Origin of the sequence: Mucilaginibacter sp. R-33, assembly GCF_049949235.1 — a bacterium.
GTDB lineage: Bacteria > Bacteroidota > Bacteroidia > Sphingobacteriales > Sphingobacteriaceae > Mucilaginibacter.
Window position 1 is genome coordinate 297,271 of the sequence record NZ_CP188089.1, and the last position, 17,748, is coordinate 315,018.

Annotated in this window: 20 protein-coding genes; 8 read left to right on the forward strand and 12 right to left on the reverse strand. The window is 43.0% G+C overall.

What is annotated here, in order from left to right; genetic code table 11:
* Positions 1–21: 21 nt before the first annotated feature.
* From ACP26M_RS01405 to ACP26M_RS01415, 3 genes are read left to right on the forward strand one after another with little or no spacing between them, the layout of a single operon-like run.
* On the forward strand, positions 22–429 hold the full coding sequence (locus ACP26M_RS01405; protein ID WP_090528071.1) for an EVE domain-containing protein: 408 nt from the start codon (positions 22–24) through the stop codon (positions 427–429).
* Complete coding sequence (locus ACP26M_RS01410) at positions 426–1,562, forward strand: carbohydrate-binding family 9-like protein (protein ID WP_426585490.1); 1,137 nt, start codon at positions 426–428, stop codon at positions 1,560–1,562. The genes ACP26M_RS01405 and ACP26M_RS01410 overlap by 4 nt, the downstream gene beginning before the upstream one ends.
* Complete coding sequence (locus ACP26M_RS01415; protein ID WP_426585492.1) at positions 1,559–2,647, forward strand: family 10 glycosylhydrolase; 1,089 nt, start codon at positions 1,559–1,561, stop codon at positions 2,645–2,647. The genes ACP26M_RS01410 and ACP26M_RS01415 overlap by 4 nt, the downstream gene beginning before the upstream one ends.
* A gap of 281 nt (positions 2,648–2,928) precedes the next feature.
* On the opposite strand, the gene ACP26M_RS01420 is transcribed toward ACP26M_RS01415, so the two are convergent.
* The 10 genes from ACP26M_RS01420 to ACP26M_RS01465 form a co-directional block, all read right to left on the reverse strand.
* Entirely contained in the window at positions 2,929–3,378 is a 450-nt protein-coding gene (locus ACP26M_RS01420) for a MarR family winged helix-turn-helix transcriptional regulator (protein ID WP_091175216.1), read from the reverse strand.
* Positions 3,379–3,435: 57 nt separating this feature from the next.
* On the reverse strand, positions 3,436–3,585 hold the full coding sequence (locus ACP26M_RS01425) for a DUF5522 domain-containing protein (protein ID WP_426585494.1): 150 nt from the start codon (positions 3,583–3,585) through the stop codon (positions 3,436–3,438).
* Between the two features lie 15 nt (positions 3,586–3,600).
* Positions 3,601–4,539, reverse strand: a complete 939-nt coding sequence (locus ACP26M_RS01430) for an MBL fold metallo-hydrolase (RefSeq protein WP_426585496.1) — start codon at positions 4,537–4,539, stop codon at positions 3,601–3,603.
* A complete protein-coding gene (gene coaE, locus ACP26M_RS01435) occupies positions 4,539–5,135 on the reverse strand; it encodes a dephospho-CoA kinase (RefSeq protein WP_426585498.1) in 597 nt (198 codons plus the stop codon). The genes ACP26M_RS01430 and coaE overlap by 1 nt, the downstream gene beginning before the upstream one ends.
* Positions 5,135–6,085, reverse strand: coding sequence for a CdaR family protein (locus ACP26M_RS01440; RefSeq protein ID WP_426585500.1), 951 nt, complete (start codon positions 6,083–6,085; stop codon positions 5,135–5,137). Before ACP26M_RS01440 ends, coaE begins: the two co-directional genes overlap by 1 nt.
* A gap of 182 nt (positions 6,086–6,267) precedes the next feature.
* Entirely contained in the window at positions 6,268–6,597 is a 330-nt protein-coding gene (gene yajC, locus ACP26M_RS01445) for a preprotein translocase subunit YajC (RefSeq protein WP_112657676.1), read from the reverse strand.
* 16 nt (positions 6,598–6,613) lie between these two features.
* Entirely contained in the window at positions 6,614–7,054 is a 441-nt protein-coding gene (locus tag ACP26M_RS01450) for a DUF1573 domain-containing protein (protein ID WP_091175205.1), read from the reverse strand.
* Between the two features lie 9 nt (positions 7,055–7,063).
* The gene (nusB, locus tag ACP26M_RS01455; protein ID WP_176628507.1) at positions 7,064–8,011 is read right to left on the reverse strand and encodes a transcription antitermination factor NusB; all 948 of its coding nucleotides are present in this window, start codon (positions 8,009–8,011) and stop codon (positions 7,064–7,066) included.
* A gap of 56 nt (positions 8,012–8,067) precedes the next feature.
* The gene (locus ACP26M_RS01460; RefSeq protein WP_426585503.1) at positions 8,068–9,153 is read right to left on the reverse strand and encodes a Glu/Leu/Phe/Val family dehydrogenase; all 1,086 of its coding nucleotides are present in this window, start codon (positions 9,151–9,153) and stop codon (positions 8,068–8,070) included.
* A 168-nt stretch (positions 9,154–9,321) separates the two neighbouring features.
* On the reverse strand, positions 9,322–9,957 hold the full coding sequence (locus ACP26M_RS01465; protein WP_426585505.1) for a hypothetical protein: 636 nt from the start codon (positions 9,955–9,957) through the stop codon (positions 9,322–9,324).
* 211 nt (positions 9,958–10,168) lie between these two features.
* On the opposite strand from ACP26M_RS01465, the gene parS reads away from it, so the two are divergent.
* From parS to ACP26M_RS01485, 4 genes are all read left to right on the forward strand, one after another.
* The gene (gene parS, locus ACP26M_RS01470; RefSeq protein ID WP_426585506.1) at positions 10,169–10,666 is read left to right on the forward strand and encodes a type II RES/Xre toxin-antitoxin system antitoxin; all 498 of its coding nucleotides are present in this window, start codon (positions 10,169–10,171) and stop codon (positions 10,664–10,666) included.
* Positions 10,663–11,124 (forward strand): RES family NAD+ phosphorylase, encoded by a 462-nt coding sequence (locus tag ACP26M_RS01475; protein WP_426585508.1) that lies wholly within the window; start codon positions 10,663–10,665, stop codon positions 11,122–11,124. Before parS ends, ACP26M_RS01475 begins: the two co-directional genes overlap by 4 nt.
* 355 nt (positions 11,125–11,479) lie before the next feature.
* On the forward strand, positions 11,480–13,267 hold the full coding sequence (locus tag ACP26M_RS01480) for an ABC transporter ATP-binding protein (RefSeq protein ID WP_426585510.1): 1,788 nt from the start codon (positions 11,480–11,482) through the stop codon (positions 13,265–13,267).
* Between the two features lie 200 nt (positions 13,268–13,467).
* Complete coding sequence (locus tag ACP26M_RS01485; RefSeq protein ID WP_090528014.1) at positions 13,468–13,800, forward strand: DUF3276 family protein; 333 nt, start codon at positions 13,468–13,470, stop codon at positions 13,798–13,800.
* A gap of 87 nt (positions 13,801–13,887) precedes the next feature.
* On the opposite strand, the gene mgtE is transcribed toward ACP26M_RS01485, so the two are convergent.
* Positions 13,888–15,258: a magnesium transporter gene (mgtE, locus tag ACP26M_RS01490; RefSeq protein WP_426585512.1), complete on the reverse strand. Its 1,371-nt coding sequence runs from the start codon at positions 15,256–15,258 to the stop codon at positions 13,888–13,890.
* Positions 15,259–15,476: 218 nt separating this feature from the next.
* Between mgtE and ychF the strand changes: the two genes are divergently transcribed.
* On the forward strand, positions 15,477–16,580 hold the full coding sequence (gene ychF, locus ACP26M_RS01495) for a redox-regulated ATPase YchF (RefSeq protein ID WP_426585514.1): 1,104 nt from the start codon (positions 15,477–15,479) through the stop codon (positions 16,578–16,580).
* 317 nt (positions 16,581–16,897) lie between these two features.
* Here the strand turns inward: ychF and ACP26M_RS01500 are convergent, their stop codons facing one another.
* A complete protein-coding gene (locus tag ACP26M_RS01500; protein ID WP_426585516.1) occupies positions 16,898–17,704 on the reverse strand; it encodes a helix-turn-helix domain-containing protein in 807 nt (268 codons plus the stop codon).
* Positions 17,705–17,748: the final 44 nt, after the last annotated feature.

Sequence of the window (17,748 nt, forward strand, 5' to 3'; positions counted from 1 at the left end):
ACAAAAATTTATACCGTACAAATGCAACATTGGTTAGTTAAGAGTGAGCCCTTTAAATACAGCTGGGAAAAATTTAATAAGGATGGTCGTACCTTTTGGGATGGTGTGCGCAATTACCAGGCACGCAATAACCTGAGGGAAATGAAGGAGGGCGACCTGGTGCTATTTTACCACAGCAATGAAGGAAAAGAGATAGTAGGCATAGCCAAAGTTGTTAAGGAAGCCTACCAGGACCCCACAACCGATGATACCAATTGGGTGGTGGTTGACCTGGCCCCGGTTGAAGCCCTGAAAACCCCGGTAACCCTTGAGCAGATCAAAGCCGACCCTAAATTGCAGGATATAGGCCTGGTAAGGCAGGGGCGTTTATCGGTAATGGGGGTAAAGCGCGAAGAGTTTGATTACATCTTAGCGCTGGGCAGTAAATGAAACTGAGCAACATCTTTGACAGTTGTTTTATTAAGCCGGGCCTTACAGCCGCTTTATTTATACTACCAGGATTTGTAAAAGGACAGGACGCGTTTAAAGAATTCCCTGATCTGTTTACCACCCCGTACAGCTATGTAGCAAAGCATGTAAAGCAGGCGCCGGTAATTGATGGCGATGTGGAGGATGCTGTATGGCAGCGGGCCAAATGGACCCGGGATTTCCAGGATATTGAAGGCCGCCTCAAACCGCAGCCGCCCCTGCAAACCAATGTTAAAATGCTTTGGGACGATAGCTGCCTGTATGTAGCAGCCCGGATTAGAGATCCCCATGTTTGGGCTACGCTTAGCCATCATGATGATATTGTTTACAAGGATAATGATTTTGAGCTGTTTATCGATCCTGCCAACAGCACGCATAATTATTTTGAAATTGAGGTGAATGCCCTCAATACTATTTTCGACCTGTTTTTGACCAAACCATACCGTAACAGCGGCGCCGCGGTAACCGGTTGGGATACGCACGGCTTACGGTCGGCGGTAAAAGTAGAGGGCACGCTGAATGATCCTAAGGATACTGATAAAGGCTGGACGGTTGAAATGGCTATCCCATTTAAAGCCATAGCCGGTGGCTTTAACCGGGCTGTAATAAAAGATGGTACCCTGTGGCGCATCAATTTTTCGCGGGTGCAGTATGATACTAAAGTGCAAAACGGCAAATATGTAAAGCTGCAGGATAATGCCGGGCATAATTTGCCCGAGCATAACTGGGTTTGGAGCAACCAGGGACTTATCAACATGCATTACCCCGAACGCTGGGGCTACCTTCTTTTCAGCGATCATGAGGCTGATGACGCGACGTTTAAAATGCCTTATGCCGAAGAGCAAAAGAAATACCTGTGGCTGGTTTATTACAAGCAAAAGCAGTGGTTTAAAGATCATCGCGAATACTGCACCTTGTTAAACAACCTGGGTGTTGAAAATAAGGTAACAGTGGCTGGCCATGCCAACGAGCTTAAGCTGGAAGCAACTGCTCATCAGTTTATAGCTTATATTGCTGATATTAAAACCAAAGCAACCTATAAAATTGACCAGGACGGCCTGGTGCAGCAACAGATAATCCCTAAAACTCCATGAATAAGCGCGAATTTTTAAAGGCCGGTTTACTGGCCGGCGTGGCTGCCCAGTTGCCCTTAGCAAGCAATGCCGCTGTTGAAACTGCCAAAAGCAGTAAGAAAAAAGCCATGAAAAACTGGGTATGGATCAACCCTAACCCCAAAGATACAGATGATGATCTGGCCACCCGCTATGCTTCCTACAAAGCATCGGGCATTACCGGCATATTTTTCGAGAACGATAGCGAACGCCATTTTCGTGCCGCTAAAGCTAAAGGCCTGGAGACCCACCGCTGGATCTGGACTTTTAACCGTGCCGAACTGGTAAACGAAAAGCCTGAATGGTATAGCAAAAACCGCAAGGGCGAATCATGTGCCGATCATCCGCCGTATGTGCAGTATTATCGCTGGCTGTGCCCGTCGCGCCCCGAAGTGCAGGAGTATTTAACCAAAACTGTCGATGATATTTTAGCTAAAGATTATATCGATGGCATCCACCTGGATTACGTGCGTTACTGCGATGTGGTGTTACCGGTAAATCTTTGGGATAAATATAAAATTGAGCAAACCAAAGAGTTGCCCGAATATGACTTTTGCTACTGCGATGTTTGCAAAGCCAAATTCAAGGAAGAATATAACCAGGACCTCGATCAGATCCAATACCCCGAAGCCAGCCTTTCATGGCGTTTGTTCAGGTATAATAACATTACCCGGGTGGTTAATGGTATTTCGATCGTTGCCCATCAGCATAAAAAACAAATAACTGCGGCCGTATTCCCAACTCCCGAAGTGGCCCGCCGCAATGTAAGGCAGGACTGGACAAACTGGAACATGGATGGCATTTGCCCCATGATATATCACGGCTTTTACAAGGAGGGCGTAAGCTGGATAGGCAATGCCGTAGCCGAAGGCGTACATTTCCTGGCAGGCAGGTTTCCGCTATATGCCGGGCTGTATTTATCTGATTTTAAAAGCGATGACGAAATCCGTACCGGCATCCAGGTGGCGCTTAAAAACGGTGCCATGGGTGTGTCTTTCTTTGGTAATGTAAGGCCGGAAGTATTGGCGATACTGAAGGATGAAGTTGCGGCTTTTAAGGCTTCGTAATATATACCTCGCAATGACGGATTTGTTCTGCTGATCCACTCTGTATAGCATGCGATTGCCATGTTTCGCAATTTACCGTCCCATCAGGGTCTCTCGCAGAGAACCCTGATGTATAAGTTATGCAGATCCGTTGTTTTAAATATCTGTTAGATGTTGTCTTTGAACGCGGCGAACCTCAGGGTCCTCTGTGAGAGACCCTGAGGGAACATGACATGTTTTTATTTTGAATTTAAAGGCAATAAACCTTTCGCCTTTAACCTTTTCCCTTTCACCAAAAAAACCTATCCCCGCATTTTGTCCAACAGATCGCTTAGGGTCGCGGCTTCATCTTCGGTGAGGTTATTGCTCAGGATCTCTTTTGTTTTAAACTCGGCGTCCATTTTTGAAAGTGTTGCAAGGCCTTCTTCGCTGATGCGGATATCTACGGCGCGCCTGTCTTTATTATTGGTGCAGCGTGATACCAGTCCTTTTTGAACAAGGCGGTCAACAATGCGTGATGCATCCGACATTTTATCGATCATCCTTTCCTTCAATAAATTTATGGTAGCCGGTTTAGGATATTGGCCGCGCAGGATTCGCAGTATATTGAACTGCTGCTGGGTAATATTATGTTTTTCAAAATGACAACGAAAATAGTTAGCCAGCCAACCTTGCGTGTACGCCACGTTAATGGCTACTTTGTGGTAGTTGTCTTCAAAATTGGTACTTTGTATTTCGTCTTCTATTCGCATAGTAATAGTAATGAATGGGATGCAAATATGTTTAATTATTTTTAATTTAACATTGATTTATTTATCGCTATCGCTTGATTCAGTGTCATTTCCAAACAATTTTACCTTGCCATAACTCCAGGGGCAATGCAGGCACTTGTTTTTACAGCAATAGCCCCGCTTTAAATGTAAAAACGAAATTGCCGTCTTCGTTGATATAATAATCAATGCCTTCCTGCAACATCAGTTCAGAATTTTTACAAAGATATCATCTTTAAAATAAGCTTTCAGATGCTCGCCCTTACCGTGAAGCGTCCACACCTGTTTGGGTTTGGTGTTGGCGATGGTTTGCAGGATATCGTTCCAGTCCACATGGTCGGATATAAAGAGGGTATCCTGGTTGTTAACCTGCAGGTTTTTCCATCCCGATGCAAAAAGGCGTTTCACTCCTGTGGCCCTGATGTAGCTATCAAAAGTCAAGGGCGGCACAATGTAAACAAACTCATCCTGCACCTTCATCAATTTGCGCCCGTAAATTTGGTACTTGCCGGGATGGAAGCCCATCTTTTCATAAATGGCATTGATAGGCATTATTTTATGATGTACCAGGATCTTTTTTTGCGGTGCATGTTCGGTAATGAGGTTGATCAACCGCTGGCTTTTACCCAGCGCATATGCACCAAGTAAAATATTGCTTTTAATATCGTTGATCTTCCGGATCTCACTCACCGGGTCGGGATGGATAACAGCCGGATTGGCGAAGGTACTTTCGGTGATCAGCACATCGGTTGTCACCCATTCAATAGGTTCGCAGGTGGCATCGGGCTGTAGCTTATAGTCGCCGGTGTATAAATACCTTGCGCCTTCATACTCCATTAGTATTTGTGCCGAGCCAAGCATATGCCCCGCCGGGATCAGTGTTACCGTAACCCTGCCCACTTCAAATGGCTGGTTAAAGGCAGCTATGTTAAAAACTTTGGCAGCGGTGCGGTCATACCTTAACTGCATAATGTTTGCTGTGGCGCGGGTGCAGTAAACATTGTTGTTACCACTTATGGCATGATCGGCATGGGCATGGGATATTACAGCCGTTTTTACCGGCTGTTGAGGGTCGATATAAAAATCGCCGTACTTGCAGTACAGCCCCTTTTCGTCAAAAGAAACAAAATCGTCAAGTATCATTAATTGCTGTCAAGCGATAAGTACAGTTCATGCAAGGCCAGTACCTGGGGTATAACCAGCTGTTTACCGTCGTTAATAATTACATCATTGGCCAGTTTCAGCTTTTCCTCCTGGGATAGCTGGCGGGCCTCGCGGCTTTCAACATCGGCCCGGCTAATGCCGTCGCGCTCTATAACGCGGGCAATGCGGACTTCAAGCGGAGCGGTGATCATGATGGCCCTGTCGCACATTTTGTATGAGCCGCTTTCAAACAAAATGGCCGCTTCCCGGATCACGTAGGGAGCATCCTTGTGCAGTTGGTCAAAACTATCAAAAGCCCTGAACACGGCAGGATGTACCAGGGCGTTAAGCTTTTCAAGTTCGGCTTTGTTGTTAAAAACTATCCCCGATATATATTTGCGGTTCAGGCTGCCATCATCAAAATAAGCCTGCGGACCAAAAGTTTGTTTAATACCTTCAATAAGCAGCCGGTCGGCAACCATTACTTTTTTGGCTTCGTCATCGGCATAAAAAACAGGGATGCCAAGCAATTCAAATACCTGGGCTACGGTAGTTTTGCCGCTGCCTATGTTACCGGTTAAACCTATTTTAAGCATTATTTTTTTATGTAGAAGTCAATATTGGCAGGGGCAATCTTTACTATTTTACAAAAGGGAGGCATATGGATAAGTTTTACCGGCAGGGCTGTATAACCCTTATCGCGCCACAGGTTAAGATCGGCAACGGCTTCAAACAGGTCTTCATCAATATCGGCATACCGGCTTAAAGATGTAGTAAAAGTTACTTTAATTTTTTGCGGAAATACTTTTACGGTGTAATAGTTATTGTTATTGATCAACTTCACGGGGATCTCCAGTGTTTTTTCGGTAAATTCATCAACAGGGATGATGGCCTGTACCGAGCGCGGATAAACATTCAGGTTGCCCTCATTGCTGGGCTTTAAGTTAACCCTGGTATTAATGGTTTCATTAACATCACTGAATTTAAGCGAGTCTGTTTTCCACGAGGTGATTTGCTTCAGGCGTTCAATAGGGCCGCTCACAGTAACGTAAGCAGGCCTAACCGTTATGTTACCCGATACAGCAAATTGCTTTTGATAGCTAACGCCCATGGTAAGCTGAACGGGGACTTTTTTGATAAGGCGGTTACTGAAATCAAAATAAAGCGTATCCGGGTCAATGGATAAGATCCGGTTGGCCGGGTCTTTCCCTATATTGATCTGTTTAAGTTGCATGCTGTCGATAACCACATAATTTCGGGTTTCGAGCGAGCGGAGATCAACAGTTAGCGGCTTATTATCGCTGTTGAGCCTGGAAAACAGCATTTGCCAGCCGGTACCCTGTATGGTTGCATCAACAGTATCGGGCTGCAGCGAATGAAAAGCCCGCCTTTGCGGCGCGTTTTTAAAAGTTAAAACCTTTTTTACCCGATAAGGAAGTGGATCGGAAAGAGTAGTAAAAATCCAGGCAATGATAGCCAGCGACAAACAGGTAAAAAATACCGAGAGCCGCCTGCGTTCTGTTGCCGATAATTTTACTATTGCCATTCCTTTTAGGTTAAAGACCGTTTTAGGTTAAAGGCGAAAGGTTAAAGGTGAAAGGTCAAGCACTTTCATGCATTCCTTTTCCTTTAACCTTTCGTCATTGTTTATTTTATCTGAGTAAAAGTTTTCTGGTTTCGCGTTAAGGCTTCTACCTTTCGCCTTTAACCTTTATCCTTTCACCTCAATTACGCTTTCTTTTCAACCGCAGGTGTATTCAGTGCTTTTGATGCATCAAGCGATATGGCCGATTTATCAAAACGGATCTTGCCGTTTTCAACCTCAACCAAAAATGTGGTTTCGTTTAAATCAACGATACGGCCGTGGATGCCGGCTGTAGTTATAACCCTGTCGCCTTTTTTTAGTTCTTCAACGTATTTTTTTTGATCTTTTTGCTTTTTAACCTGCGGGCGGATCATAAAGAAGTAAAACACCACGATAATCAGTACCATTGGTACTAATGAACCGTAGCTACCTAAGCCGCCGCTTGAAGCCTGTAATAAAATAGTAGCTATCATTTGTTTAAATTAATTGTTATTTTTTTAAAACCTCGCCAATTAAATGCACCATAGTTTCGGCAGGCTGGGTGTTTGCCGTAACGGTTATTTGTTTATCCTGTAAACCGCTTTTACCGGCGCTGTTAAAAGTAACGCTGATCACGCCGCTTTCGCCGGGTTTAACCGGGGCTTTTGGCCAGGTAGGGGTAGTACAGCCACAGGTAGCACGCGCGTTGGTAATAATTAATGGCGATTTACCGGTATTGGTGAACTTGAAATCATACGATACTTTGTCGCCTTCTTTGATCTTGCCGAAATCGTGGCTTTCCTTTTCAAATTTAGCTACCGGCGCGTTAGCCGCGGTCGCGGCGCTATCGGCATTAGCTTTTGAAGCGTTATCGGCTGTGTTGCCGTTGCTGCTGTTGCAGGCCGATAATAACATGCCTGCTGCTACTAAGCTTAAAAATAGTTTTTTCATTTTTTAATATTATTCTATTAAGCCGCGGCCTATCTTTTTGATTTTGTTTTCGGCTTTAAGCTCTATTAAAATCTTGTCCAAGATACCGTTTATAAATGAATTACTCTTAGGCGTGCTAAACTCTTTTGATATTTCAAGATACTCGTTTATAGTAACTTTAACCGGGATAGAATTGAAGTTAATAAACTCGGTTATAGCCATTTTCATTAACAGGGTATCCATCATGGCAATACGCTCGGGCTCCCAGTTTTGGGTTTTGGCGGCTATCAGCTCATGGTAGGCCTCATTGTACCTGATGCTTTGCTGAAACAGGTTTACCACAAACTCACGGTCCTCAACCCAGTTGCCGGTAATTTCGGCAAGTTGGTTAAGCTTGTAATCATCGTGCGAAAAGTTTTTGAACGTTTTGGCAATAAGCGCCTGGAGCACGTCTTTATCAACAGGCCAAAAAATAAACCTGTCTTCAAAAACCTGCTCGGCTAATGATGATTTAAGGATAACTTTTTTGAAAATGAATTTGATGATATCCTTGTCTGTTTGCAGTGTATCGCCTGTTTTGGCAAGATATTCGGCATACTCAGGCGAGTTTTTAAGGATAATGAAAAGTGATTTTGCAAGTTCGGGCTCAAAGGTCCAGTCAACTTTGTACTTTTTCCAGGCTGTAATGTATTCCTTATTGTCGTTCAGGCTCAGGATAAACCTGTTGGTGAGGATCTTTAGGTTTGCATTTAAGTCATCGGCGGTAGGGAGGTGTTTGTTGGCGCGTTCCTGCGCGTCATTCGCGGCAAAACTTACTACTTCATTAATTAATGATAGCATCCAGATATACATTTCGTAAACCTGGTCAATGCTGCTTAGCATGTTTTTCTCGAATAGCTTAACATCTTTCGTGTCTGATTGATGATACGCGTACAGTGCCTGTAATACCTTTACCCGGAGGTGCCTTCTGTTTAACATTTTTGTAAGAACGATTTGGTTTGCTTATGCAAACGGTTTATAAAAAATTAATTGTTTTAATAGGATGATTTTACTTTTCTGATGTCTTCAATGCGTTTTTCGGCTATTTTATTGGCCGCGCTAATGGTTGGAATGTTTTCGGCCTTTGACAGCTTTAACACATTGCGCGTAGCCTCATAAATATTTTCTGTAAGCTGTAAGGTACGCTTTTTATTGAAATTCATCAACTCCGAATAACCGGTAATAATACCACCCGCGTTGATCACATAATCGGGGGCAAAGAGAACCCCTTTATCAAGCAGCATTTGCCCGTGCACACTCTCGTCAAGCAGTTGGTTATTGGCCGAACCTGCAATAATGCCGCATTTTAATTTAGCAATGGTTTGATCATTTACTGTACCGCCCATAGCGCAGGGGGCGTAAATATCGGCATCGATATCAAAAATATTATTGTTTGATACCGGCTGCGCGCCATATTTTTTAGAGATCTGGCTTACGCGTTCCTCATTAATATCGCTGGCGTAAACTTTTACATTTTCGTCCCTAAGCAGGCGTACCAGGTTTTCGCCCACATGGCCAATACCCTGTACTATAACCGATTTACCTGTTAAGCTGTCGCTGCCATACATTTCCCTCACACAAGCTTTAATGCCCATCAAAACGCCCAGCGCTGTTATTGGCGAAGGGTCACCGCTGCCGCCGATGTTTTCAGGAGCGCCGGTAACATGGTTGGTTTCCATTTTAATGTACTCCATATCGCGGGGGTTGGTGCCTACGTCTTCAGCAGCGATAAATTCGCCGTTAAGGTTTTTGATAAACCGGCCAAATTTACGCAGTAAAGCTTCGTTTTTGTCCTGGCGCGAATCGCCGATGATCACCGAATAGCCGCCGCCAAGGTTAAGGCCCGCTATCGCTGCTTTATAGGTCATGCTTTTGGCTAAACGCAACACATCGTTAAGGGCATCACCTTCGGTTTTATAGGCCCACATACGTACGCCGCCAAAAGCAGGGCCAAGCGTTGTATTATGGATTGCGATAATAGCTTTCAGATGGGTATCAGGATCGGTACAAAAAACAACTTTCTTATGCCCGAAAGCGTCAAGCTGGTTAAATATGGATTCCGGTGGATGTTGTTCAGGCATTAGTACTATAAGTAAATGTCTTTAAGCGCACAAAAGTAGAGGTTTTTTTTAATACTGGCAAAGATATTAAGTTGGGAGTGCGTATGAAATATCTATTATATTAAAGCTAAAAGCAGAATGCGCAAAGCTGAAAGCTAATAAAATCAGCACAGGGCCGGTATTTTTAATTTAAGTTAACTGTGATATTTTATTTATAAACTCAGCTAAAGATATTGTATGATCGGGGGTTACCGGTTGAATTGTTCGTATAACCATAACCGTGTTGATGATCTCTATCACAAAATCTTTGTACATCATTTCAACAAGGATCTTCCTAAAAGCTCTAGTCATGGCCGCTTTAGCTTTCTCTCTGTCGTTAGCAACAACGTAGAAAAGATTGCTGAAGACCCTGTCATCATTAAATTTAAGTTCAACGGGGTGGATTATCTCTAATATCTTATCAGTAAATGTTTCTCTTCTGATTAATATCCTACCGAAGTCTGATTTTAAATCGGCAAAAGCCCATACCTGGTATTTATCATACTGGGTAACCTGGCCTCCTTTACCACCCCGGCCGCCCATACTATTTTGGTAGCTAAATTTGACAAAGTTTAAATAACAATTCACCGAAGGATAGTTGATAAGTAAAGTACCTCCTAACCTTGCGCCCGGAATGTTATTAAATATTTCAAATTTGTTGATGAACTGTTCGGATTGATCAGGCACGCCGATTTTGAATTTTATTTTAAGCTCTTTGTAGGTATCGTCAAGTAATTGTATCTCTTCAGCATCAATCGCGACAGTATCGAACAGGAAATTTTTCAATTTTATAATTATTATTTGTAGGAAATAACGAAAAGGATTAACACTTGATTTGTGCGTATACTAACAAAGATATTAAGTTAAGAGCATGTATGAAATGATTATTAAATAAGTATGAACGGCCGTTAGCGGAATATTTAAGTTTTATGATTACAGTAAGATTATAAAAACAAATTTTGGATTTGAGACATTTGTCTGTATATTGGTAGACATTATGGCAGAGGTAGCTAATCACCCAAAGAAAATAAATATAGCCGATCTGGAGATTGGATCGCCGGACGCATGGTATGTTTTTTCTTTTCTTTTCCCGCATGAGTATCTTAAAGCCCACCTGAAGTGTGATATGGATAGTAATATAATTGATTGTATCAGGGGTGGGATACCGAGATTGGCTATTGATAGCATTTTAGAAAAAACTAATGTTTCCAGGGCGCAGCTTTCTAATATATTGCATATCAGTACCAGGCAGCTTAACCGTTACGGACAGGATGACCGTCTATCGCCCGAGCAATCAAACTTTCTTTATGAGTTTACGCGTGTTTATACCCGCGGGCTTGATATTTTAGGTGATGCAGCTACTATTGATAAATGGCTGATGCGCCCAAATATGGCCCTGGGAGATAAACAACCGTTAGAATTGCTTGATACAAGCGAGGGTTTAAGGATGGTAAACGATCTGCTTTCGCAAATTGAATACGGGTTTTATTCATGATCCTTTATCGTATTACCAGGGAAAAGTACGCTCATGATCTGTCAGGCAGGGGAGGCTTGTTGTCATCAGCCCGATGGCATGATCATATTCCGGTGATATATGCCTCTGTTAATTCATCAACAGCTATCCTGGAAGTGCTTGTACATCTGCAGCCGGAAGAAATTCACCACGACCTTGTGATCATGAGTATTATGGTACCTGATATAACCCTTAGTGAAGAGTTGGATATTGCTCAATTACCTGCTGATTGGAACAGTTATCCTGCGCCAGCTATATTGAAAAGGATAGGTAATGCCTGGCTCACATCAAAAAGCGCAGCACTGCTTTATATTCCAAGTGTTATTGATCCGCTGGCTAAGAACGTGCTGATAAACTCGATACACCCTGATGCCGCCTTGTTAAAAATTGATGAGGTAAGGCCTTTTACTTTTGATAAACGATTGATTAAAAAAGATTGATCATACTGACATGATCCTGTCAGTGTTCAACTTTTAAAAAACGGGTGTTCAACTTTTTACTTCTTGATTTTGTAACTGATTGATTATTAGGATGTGTGTGTTCAATTGGACTTTTAAGGGCGTTTGTGTTGTTTGTAATATATTGATTATCAATGGTGTTTATTTTAGAAAAATACGCAAGTGTTTACACTTTTAAAAATTGAACACCGGCGAGATAGTAACGGATATATCAATGTAATATTCTTACATCCGGCCGACTTTTCCATTCCATCACTCTCCCCAAATTTTAATACTTTTGATCATCATGTCAGGATTTGCGGACTTTTCCGACTTCCCGACTTCCGGACTACAATAAATGAAAGACCTCGCATACCTTAATAAGTTTTTTTACAAATACCGCTGGCGGCTTATCCCGGGCGTGTTGTTTGTAATTATATCCAATGTTTTTGGTGTGTTACCGGCGCAGGTTATCCGAGTGGCGTTCGATCTTGTTACCGAAAACATAGGGGCCTACCAGCTTTTTTCGGGTTTCGACAGGCAGAGTTTTATTTATGATATTTTCGGTACCAGTTTGTTCCTGTTTGGTACGCTGGTATTGGTACTGGCCTTGCTTAGGGGCCTGTTCCTGTTTTTTATGAGGCAAACCATCATCCTCATGTCCCGCCATATCGAGTACGATTTAAAGAACGAGATCTACAATCACTACCAGGAACTGTCACTGGCCTTTTACCGCCGCCACAATACCGGTGATCTGATGAACCGGGTAACCGAGGATGTTAGCCGTGTGCGCATGTACCTTGGGCCGGGTATTATGTACTCCATCAATACCGTAGTATTGTTTGTTATGGTAATATATGCCATGCTTACGGTTAATGTACAACTGGCTGTTTTTTCGGTGTTGCCATTGCCTATTTTGGCCGGTGTTATTTACTATGTAAACAATATTATCAATCATCGCAGCGAGATGATCCAGGAAAGGCTGTCGGGCTTATCCAGCTTTGTGCAGGAAAACTTTTCGGGCATCAGGGTGATCAAATCATATGTACGCGAAAGCTTTGTGCGCGAAAACTTTGCTAAGGAGAGCGAGGATTATAAAGTCCACTCCATGGAGCTGGCTAAGGTACAGGCCCTGTTTTTCCCGATCATGCTATTACTTGTGGGTTTGGCCAATGTAATAACCATGTACGTTGGCGGGGTAGAAGTAATAAAAGGTAACATTACTCCCGGTAATATCGCCGAGTTTATTGTGTACCTCAATATGCTTTCTTTCCCGGTTATTTCATTGGGCTGGGTAACCTCTTTGGTGCAGCGTGCCGCGGCTTCCCAAAAACGCATCAACGAGTTTTTACACCAAAAGCCAGAGATCATTTCGCCAATTTCCGAAAAACATCATGTTAAGGGATTAATTAAGTTTGATGATGTTTCGTTCATTTATCCCGATACCGGCATCCAGGCTTTAAAGAATGTTTCGTTTACCGTAGAGCCGGGGCAGATGCTGGCAATTATAGGTCGTACGGGTTCGGGTAAATCAACCATTGCCAACCTGGTAATGCGTATGTACGATACTACAGGCGGAGAGATCACCATTGACGGTCGGCCGATAAAATCGCTTGGCCTTGAAAACTATCGCTCGCAGATTGGTTTTGTACCACAGGAGGTTTTCCTGTTTTCGGATACCATAGCCAATAACATTGCTTTTAGTGCCGATGTACTGGATCTGCCCGTTGTTGAGCAGGCGGCTAAAGATGCCGCGGTATACAATAACATTATTGAACTGGAGGAAGGTTTTACAACCCTTATAGGCGAACGCGGCGTTACCTTGTCGGGCGGGCAAAAACAGCGTGTATCCATTGCGCGCGCCATATTTAAGCATCCGCAGGTTTTGATCTTTGACGATTGCCTTTCGGCAGTTGATACCCGCACGGAAGAGGAGATCCTGAATAACCTTGGCCGGGTAATGCAGGATAAAACAAGCATCATCATAGCCCACCGCATTTCCACCATAAAAAATGCCGACAAGATCCTGGTAATGGATAACGGCGAAATAGTTGAGCAGGGTAACCACGCGCACCTCATGCAGCTTAAAGGTACCTACTTCGAGCTTTACGAAAAACAACTGCTGGAAGAAGAGCAGGACGCGTAACAGCCTTCTCTTTGCTGAGGCAGTTTCCTCGAAAGCACCCTCACCACCTTTCACTTTTCATAGACCTGTCTTAAAACGATCATCCACACAAAAAAATGACGCTTTTGTTTCAAAAAACTCAATAATAACGAATAAAATACTTGCACTTTGAAAATTTATTTATATTTATGCCAACCAAAACTAATTACAGGTAAATATATATGGGAGATTTTGACAATAGAGAGCGTGAAGAGGTTTATTCAAAGAAGGTGAGAGCTGGGAAGCGGACCTATTTTTTTGATGTAAAAGCAACCCGTTCAAACGATTATTATGTTACTATTACTGAAAGCAAAAAGCGTTTGGAAGATGGGGTGTTTGTAAAACACAAGATCTTTTTATATAAGGAAGATTTCGAAAAGTTTGCCGAAGGTTTGAAGGATACTATCGACTACATTAAATCAAACCAGGAGGTAGTTGAAAAACGCTATGAGTACAGCGAAAACCCTGAAATTGCCAGGGCATCTGCCGACGAAGACTTTTCGTTCGAGATCTAACAACAGAACAATACTAAACTAAAATAATTAAGCCCTGCATCTTATTAAGAGGCAGGGCTTTTTGCGTATGTGGTATTCAAGGCAGGGTTATAGTAATATCCCCCGCATAAATAATACCGCTATGGTAAAGTATATGATCAACCCGGTAACGTCAACCAAAGTAGCTACAAAAGGCGCTGATGATGTAGCGGGGTCGGCACCGAGTTTTTTTAGCAGTAACGGCAGCATCGAGCCCGATAATGATCCCCATAAAACAATACCGATAAGAGATGCGCCTACTGTAAAGCCAACCAGCATCCAATGCGGGCCGTAAATATTGCTGAACATGCTCCAGGCTGCTATGCGTAAAAAGCCTATTAAACCTAAACAAACACCAAGCATTAAACCCGAAAGAATTTCCCTGCGCATAACCCGCCACCAGTCGGTAACGGTAACTTCGCCCAGTGCCATGGCCTGAATAATAAGGGTTGATGCCTGCGAGCCGCTGTTACCACCGCTCGAAATAATTAATGGAATAAAATAGGCCAGTACTACTACTTTGGATATTTCATCGCCAAAATAGCCCATGGCTGTGGCGGTAAGCATTTCGCCCAAAAATAAAATGATGAGCCAGCCAACGCGTTTTTTAACAAGTTTAAAAAGATTGATGTCCAAATAAGGTTCATCCAGTGCTTCGGTACCGCCTATTTTCTGGATATCTTCGGTATATTCTTCGTTAGCTATCCAAAGGATGTCGTCAACTGTTACTATGCCAAGCAATACGTCATTATTATCAACAACCGGCAGGGCGGTGCGGTTATTCATCCTGAAAACGTTGATGGCTTCTTCCTGCGGATCACTTGCGCTAAGGGAAATCAAACGACCATCCATTAGTTCGCTTACTTTGGTTTCGGGCTTTACCAATAAGATCTCACGGATCCGGATGTCATCAAGTAAAACACCGTGCTCATCAATTACATAGATGACATCGATGGTCTCTGAGTTTTTACCATACCGGCGAATGTGCGAAAGTACCCGGCTTACGTCCCAGGTGCGTTTAACGGCAATATAATCGGGCGTCATTAAACGACCAACGCTCTCTTCTTCGTAACCTAAAAGTTTTAAAGCTTCCTCGCGGTTTTCGCGTGAAAGTTTTTGGATAAGTTTTTGAACGGCGTCACCATGCAATTCGCTGAAAAGTGACGTACGGTCGTCAGGAGGGAGTTCGTTGATCAGATCTTCAAGCTTTTGACCCGAAAGTTTTTTGATGATCCGCTCTTGCACAGGGAATTCAAGGATGCGGAACACGTTAACCGCGCGGTTAAGCGAAAGGGTTTCGATGAATTTTGGGCCATGTTCAGGAAGTTCACCAATCAGTTCTTCAACATCCGATATGTTAAGGTTGTTCAAATATTCCTGTAATTGGGTATCGTCTTGTTTTTCCAGCAACAATTCTATTTGCTCAACCATTTCTTCCATATATAGGCCCTCCTCTTTTACATCGGTGTATTAATATTTAGCTTCTTTTTTCCGAGCGCAAAAGTCGTTTATTTTTTCAAATTATAAGGCAAAATTTTCTGTTATCTTTGCGCTTTTTAAAGTGAGTGGTTTATTAGGTTAAATGGTTGAGTAGTTTACCGAAATCAAAACTTAATCAACCCAATCAACCATTCACCCAATCAACTAAAAACACAAAAATGGGTTTACAATGTGGTATAGTAGGTTTGCCGAATGTGGGTAAATCGACACTTTTTAATTGCTTATCAAATGCAAAGGCACAGGCGGCTAACTTTCCGTTTTGTACCATTGAGCCAAACGTGGGTGTAATTACGGTGCCGGATGAGCGCTTAACAAAGCTTACCGAAATAGTACAGCCAAAATCAATTGTACCAAACGTTATAGAGATAGTTGATATTGCCGGCTTGGTTAAAGGGGCCAGCAAAGGCGAAGGTTTAGGTAACCAGTTTTTGGCCAATATTCGCGCTACCAATGCTATCATCCACGTATTACGTTGCTTTGATAACGATAATGTGATCCATGTTGATGGCTCGGTTGACCCAATCCGCGACAAAGAAATCATTGATACTGAACTGCAGCTAAAGGACCTTGAATCTATAGAGAAAAAGATTCAGAAGGTTGAAAAGATGGCTAAAACCGGCGGCGACAAAGAGGCTAAAAAAACCTTTGATGTTTTAACCGTTTATAAAAATCACCTGCTGGAAGGTAAGTCGGCCCGTACTGCACCTGTTGAGGAAGAAGATAAAGAATATGTAGCCGACCTTTGGCTGCTTACCGCCAAACCGGTATTATATGTTTGTAATGTTGATGAAGGTTCGGTAAGTACCGGTAATGCTTATGTTGAAAAAGTAAAAGCAGCTGTTAAAGATGAAAATGCCGAAGTGCTGATCATCTCAGCTCAGATTGAATCTGAAATTTCACAACTGGAAACCTATGAAGAACGCCAGATGTTTTTGGATGACCTTGGTCTTACCGAATCGGGTGTTAACAAGCTGATCAAAGCTGCTTATCGGTTATTAAACCTGGCTACCTATTTTACGGCCGGTGTACAGGAAGTACGTGCCTGGACTATTACCCAGGGTTTCACCGCACCACAGGCGGCAGGCGTGATCCATACCGATTTTGAAAAAGGGTTTATCCGTGCCGAGGTTATTAAATACGATGACTTTGTGAAATTCAACGGCGTTGAAGCTACCATAAAAGAAAATGGCAAGCTGGGCGTTGAAGGTAAAACCTACATTGTGCAGGATGGCGACATTATGCACTTCAGGTTTAACGTGTAGGGAATATACCCAAGGCGGCAAGAGTCAGGAATTAAGATAATAAAAAAAAGCCAGAAAAGAGGTTGGGTGTTGATTCCCGTTTCTTTTCTGGTTTTTTTAAAATCAGCACTCTATCAGCTCTTAAAAACATATAAATGAAGCGTCATTGCGAGGTACGAAGCAATCCCCGACTTTACAGGGCGGATTTGCTTCCGTGCGATTGCTTCGTTCCTCGCAATGACGTTTTTTAGTTATACGATTTATTGTATTACTTAAGGCAGTACATACTTCCTGTTTCTTGTCTCCTGAATCTTGATTTCTTGACTCTACCTCAGCGGTTACACCGCTGAGGGTGCTACCCCATAAGCTTTTTTAAAGGCGAAGGAAAAGTGGGAGAGGTCTTTAAAGCCTACATCCATATATACATCCGATACTTTGTGCTTCTTTTCCTTGATAAGGAAGTAGGCGTCCTTCAATCGCTGCTGCTGGATCCACCGGTTAGGTGATATATTAAAGATCCGTTCAAAATCGCGCTTAAAAGTAGCAAGGCTGCGACCTGTTAAGTAAGCAAAGCGGTTAAGGTCGACATTAAAGCGGTAGTTTTGGGCCATGAAGGCCTCCAGGTCTATTTTGCCGGGTTCGCTGAAATCAAAGAGGATATTTTTGAGTTCGGGGTTTGTTTCCAGCAAAATCATTACAGCTTCCTTAACCTTGTGCAGGGTAAGTGCCGGGCTAATTTCGTCGCTGCTTTTATCCATATACGGGGCTAACGACCCGATGTAATTGCTGAACAAGTCGTTTGGCCTTAAGAATAAGGCGCTTTCACCTGTATACGGGCCATCCGCATGCAAATCAAGTTCGGCACTCATACTTTGCAGCGTAGTCTGATCCATACCGATGGTGATGGTTTTAAACTCGCCGCCTGCGGGTGGATGCTTTACAAATTTTGCCAGTTCGTTCCGTTTCAAAAAACGGTAGTCGCCCTGTTTAAAATAATAGTTTTTACCGTTGACATAAAGCTCCGAATCGCCGGAGAGAATATAGCCGAATACATGGTCGGCAATAAATTGTTCGCCGGCCCGGCTTACTTGCGAGTAGCAGGAGTAAAGGATCCGTGGCGATGTTTTGATGTTTGACAAAGGCATGTTGTTCAAATTTAATAATAAACAAAGACTTACGAAGTTTCAAA

Coding starts and splice junctions, on each gene's coding strand:
- yajC (WP_112657676.1), bottom strand. CDS start 6,597: ATGATAGCTACTATTTTATTACAGGCTTCAAGCGGCGGCTTAGGTAGC.
- ACP26M_RS01500 (WP_426585516.1), bottom strand. CDS start 17,704: ATGCCTTTGTCAAACATCAAAACATCGCCACGGATCCTTTACTCCTGC.
- ACP26M_RS01480 (WP_426585510.1), top strand. CDS start 11,480: ATGAAAGACCTCGCATACCTTAATAAGTTTTTTTACAAATACCGCTGG.
- ACP26M_RS01450 (WP_091175205.1), bottom strand. CDS start 7,054: ATGAAAAAACTATTTTTAAGCTTAGTAGCAGCAGGCATGTTATTATCG.
- ACP26M_RS01440 (WP_426585500.1), bottom strand. CDS start 6,085: ATGGCAATAGTAAAATTATCGGCAACAGAACGCAGGCGGCTCTCGGTA.
- ACP26M_RS01420 (WP_091175216.1), bottom strand. CDS start 3,378: ATGCGAATAGAAGACGAAATACAAAGTACCAATTTTGAAGACAACTAC.
- ACP26M_RS01430 (WP_426585496.1), bottom strand. CDS start 4,539: ATGATACTTGACGATTTTGTTTCTTTTGACGAAAAGGGGCTGTACTGC.
- ychF (WP_426585514.1), top strand. CDS start 15,477: ATGGGTTTACAATGTGGTATAGTAGGTTTGCCGAATGTGGGTAAATCG.
- ACP26M_RS01415 (WP_426585492.1), top strand. CDS start 1,559: ATGAATAAGCGCGAATTTTTAAAGGCCGGTTTACTGGCCGGCGTGGCT.
- parS (WP_426585506.1), top strand. CDS start 10,169: ATGGCAGAGGTAGCTAATCACCCAAAGAAAATAAATATAGCCGATCTG.
- ACP26M_RS01410 (WP_426585490.1), top strand. CDS start 426: ATGAAACTGAGCAACATCTTTGACAGTTGTTTTATTAAGCCGGGCCTT.
- ACP26M_RS01405 (WP_090528071.1), top strand. CDS start 22: ATGCAACATTGGTTAGTTAAGAGTGAGCCCTTTAAATACAGCTGGGAA.
- mgtE (WP_426585512.1), bottom strand. CDS start 15,258: ATGGAAGAAATGGTTGAGCAAATAGAATTGTTGCTGGAAAAACAAGAC.
- coaE (WP_426585498.1), bottom strand. CDS start 5,135: ATGCTTAAAATAGGTTTAACCGGTAACATAGGCAGCGGCAAAACTACC.
- ACP26M_RS01460 (WP_426585503.1), bottom strand. CDS start 9,153: ATGCCTGAACAACATCCACCGGAATCCATATTTAACCAGCTTGACGCT.
- ACP26M_RS01485 (WP_090528014.1), top strand. CDS start 13,468: ATGGGAGATTTTGACAATAGAGAGCGTGAAGAGGTTTATTCAAAGAAG.
- ACP26M_RS01475 (WP_426585508.1), top strand. CDS start 10,663: ATGATCCTTTATCGTATTACCAGGGAAAAGTACGCTCATGATCTGTCA.
- nusB (WP_176628507.1), bottom strand. CDS start 8,011: ATGTTAAACAGAAGGCACCTCCGGGTAAAGGTATTACAGGCACTGTAC.